The 3,263-nt window shown below is 34.0% G+C and carries 1 protein-coding gene; it reads right to left on the bottom strand.

From position 1 onward, the window contains the following. Positions 1–3,263 (bottom strand): beta strand repeat-containing protein (locus Q0370_RS06785; protein WP_367270868.1); only part of this gene is annotated, 3,263 nt, incomplete at both ends.

Raw genomic sequence — 3,263 nt, 5'->3', positions numbered from 1 at the left:
CTCCAGTTGCCTTATTTATAACTTTAGAACCAGGCCCACTTGCATACATTCCAATTCCATTGTCACCTGTAACATTGATTATTCCTTCATTTTCAGCAACTGCACCATTTTTAGCTGCCATTCCTATTGAATAATTGTTTCCAACAACATCAGATTTACTTATTGTTATTGTTCCACCATTTAAGTTAAAGGCTTTCCCATCTGTTCCAGTTACATAAATTCCGACATTTCCAATACCGTTCTCAAAGTTAATATTTCCATGATTATCAACTCTTCCTGATGAATAAATACCAAAGTTTTCTCTACTTGTTGCATTTTTTGTACTAATATCTGTGTAATTGGCAATTACTCCAAGTTTATCAGCTGAGTATGCGTAAACAGATCTACTTCCTAATCCAACACTTGTCGCACTACTCGTAATATAGTTATTTCCAGTTGCGTTGGCATTTACAATTCCAAATGAATTATCTCCAAGATCAAATTTTGCATTGACATTGACATGAGCATTTTGATTTTCTCCCACCAAATAAAGTCCTACAGCCTCATCATTTCCAGTTTTTATCGTTCCATCACTTAATGCAATATCACCATTTTGTGAATAAATTGCAACTCCACCACTTCCAACTGTTATATCTCCAGAGTTTTCCACTGCATATCCAAATATTCCAACTGTTTTCGCTCCTGTCTCAATTTTAGAGCCTGCATTCGTTTTAATTGTATTGTTTTTTCCAGTTGTATAAATTCCAACATTTGGATTACTTAATGTTGCAGAATCTCCTGTTAATATAATATTTCCACTATTTTCAGTTACATACCCTTTGTTTAATGTATCTGGTTTTGTAAAGATTCCTACATTTTTATCTCCTGTTAGTGAGATTGTTCCTGTATTTTTTACTAATGTTGCTGTTCCACTTGAAACTGACGCATCTAATTTTCCTGCATCGTAAATCATTCCGATTGAAGAATCACTTTCTCCATCAATTGTTCCATCATTTTGCATTATTTCAGAAGTTAATTTAGTTGCAGATGTATTTGTATAGTACATTGCAGCTCCAGATTCACCGTCTAATGTAATTTTTCCAGTTGATTCATTAATTACTTTTGAGTTTTCAACACCGTAAAGTCCTGTCGAATCCTTTCCAGTTAGCGTAATTTGCCCTCTATTAACTACATTTCCGTATTTCGCATAAATTGCAAGCGCATTTTTCCCATTTAGTTCAATCGTTCCTGCTGTGTCATTCATTAGAGTTACTGCTGGTTTTGATACTGTTTTATTTTCTTGAGCCATTGCAACACGACCGTCATCATTTCCGCTTATCTTGTTTTGGTTAATTATTGATGAATTAGAAATTTCCAAAGTATTATACAGATCTGTAGCATTATCAAGATCAACTGCATTGTCTACTTTAACTTCACTTAAATAAAGCATGAAATTTTTATAGTTACTTCCTGTTATAGTTGGACCACCAGGCACAGATGAAATATTCGTATCACTTAAATTCATCTTAACTTTTGAAGCTAAAAACAATCTTGAATCATTTTGCATTGTTAAATTAAGATTTGCAATTGTTCCACTAAAAGTAGTAGCAAAATAACCACTAATATCAGAAGCTCCAAAAGCACCGTAATTTACAGTATTATTATATCCAACCGCACTTCCAGTAGCTGAAGTCGTACTTGGTACATAGTAAAATGCAGTCCCTCTATTAGTTGCATCTGTCCCACCAGCAACTGTTGCATTCAAAGTCCCACTTATTTTAACTTTCCCAGTTCCATTTGTACCATTGTAAAATAATAGCGATTTTTGTCCAGTCGTAGCTGTAGATGTTTTTCCACTTACAACTTCAATTTCTCCATTATTATCAGCAAAATAGTTAATCGCTCCTGCATCAGCCAAAATCGTTCCAGTACCTAATTTTAATGTTCCATCAGAATAAACCCCAATAGATTTGTTATCAGTTACAGTTGCATTAATCGTTCCATTACTACTATCAATCGTTGAATTTTTCCCAACAATTACCGCAACAGTACCTTTGTTATTATCTGACGTATTTCCACCAGTAACACCTATAGTTCCTGTATTTGTTACTTTCCCATAATTAGAAGTTATAACTCCAATAGATCCAGCCGAATTAGCTGTAATCGTTCCAGCATTAGTTCCTTCTCCATAATCAGTCTTACTAGTCCCATAAACCGCCATTCCAATATTTTGACCAGCAGTTATACTGACTGTTTTTCCAGCGTTATTAACAACTTTCGCATTCTTCGTATAAAAACCAATATTTTCCTTTCCAGTACTTGAAATAGAAACTGTACCATTGTTAGTTAATGTTGGTATCACAGTTCCAGTTTTATTCGCACGAAGAGCTATTGAGTAATCTTTACTGCCTTCTATATTTATAGCTCCATGATTTGTTCCATTTATCTCTTCAGAATAAATTCCAAATGAATTTGTTCCTTTTACAGTAATGTTTCCAATAGAAGTATTTTCAAGCGTTGCAGAAATAGTATCTGTCGCCGTAAATGTTTTATCTTTTCCTGAAACATCAACCCAATATTTAGCAGCTTTTACAGCAATTCCACCTGAACTATCATTATTAATATTTATATTTCCTAAATTTTGAAATACTGAGCCTTCAGTTAATTGACTATCATGACCCAGTGCTCCAAAAGCAATACCATAACTATTTGTTCCACCAAGTGTTATTTCAGCACCACTGCTATTTATTGCTACTGTTTTTAAATCATTATAAAAACCACCCGGATAAATTTTATTTAATGCCGCATTCTCTTTACTTTGATAAAGTTTTCGATTAACAATATTTAATCCTACCGACTGACTTCCAGCCATATCAATTTTAGTATTATTTTTCAAAGTTTGAATACTTCCGTGTGCATTTGGTTGCTCTGGTGTCAATGTTAAAGCGACTTGCTTACTCCCATGTCCGATTATTTCTCCATTATTTATCAATGAAAAATCACCAAGTAGTGGATTACCTTGTACCTCTAGACCTGCAGTAGTTTGATTATAAAGATTAATTTTTCCATTATTAGTTACTGATGTTGTTTGTGGTGTACTTAGTCCCCAATCTCCTGCATCAATAACTGCAGCTCTTGTTCCATCTTTTTTTATATTTATAGTTACTCCTGAAGCAATAGTAAAGCCTTTTCCTGGAGCGCCTCCTATATCCATAATTGTTTCTGCTATTCTTTTTCCATTCCAATTCTTCCCACCAGGATCCGTCTGACTTCTTGCTTTTGTA

The sequence above is a fragment of the uncultured Leptotrichia sp. genome (genome assembly GCF_938036635.1).
In the GTDB taxonomy this organism is placed as follows: Bacteria; Fusobacteriota; Fusobacteriia; order Fusobacteriales; family Leptotrichiaceae; genus Leptotrichia; species Leptotrichia hongkongensis.
This window is presented reverse-complemented; position numbering and strand designations above follow the sequence as displayed.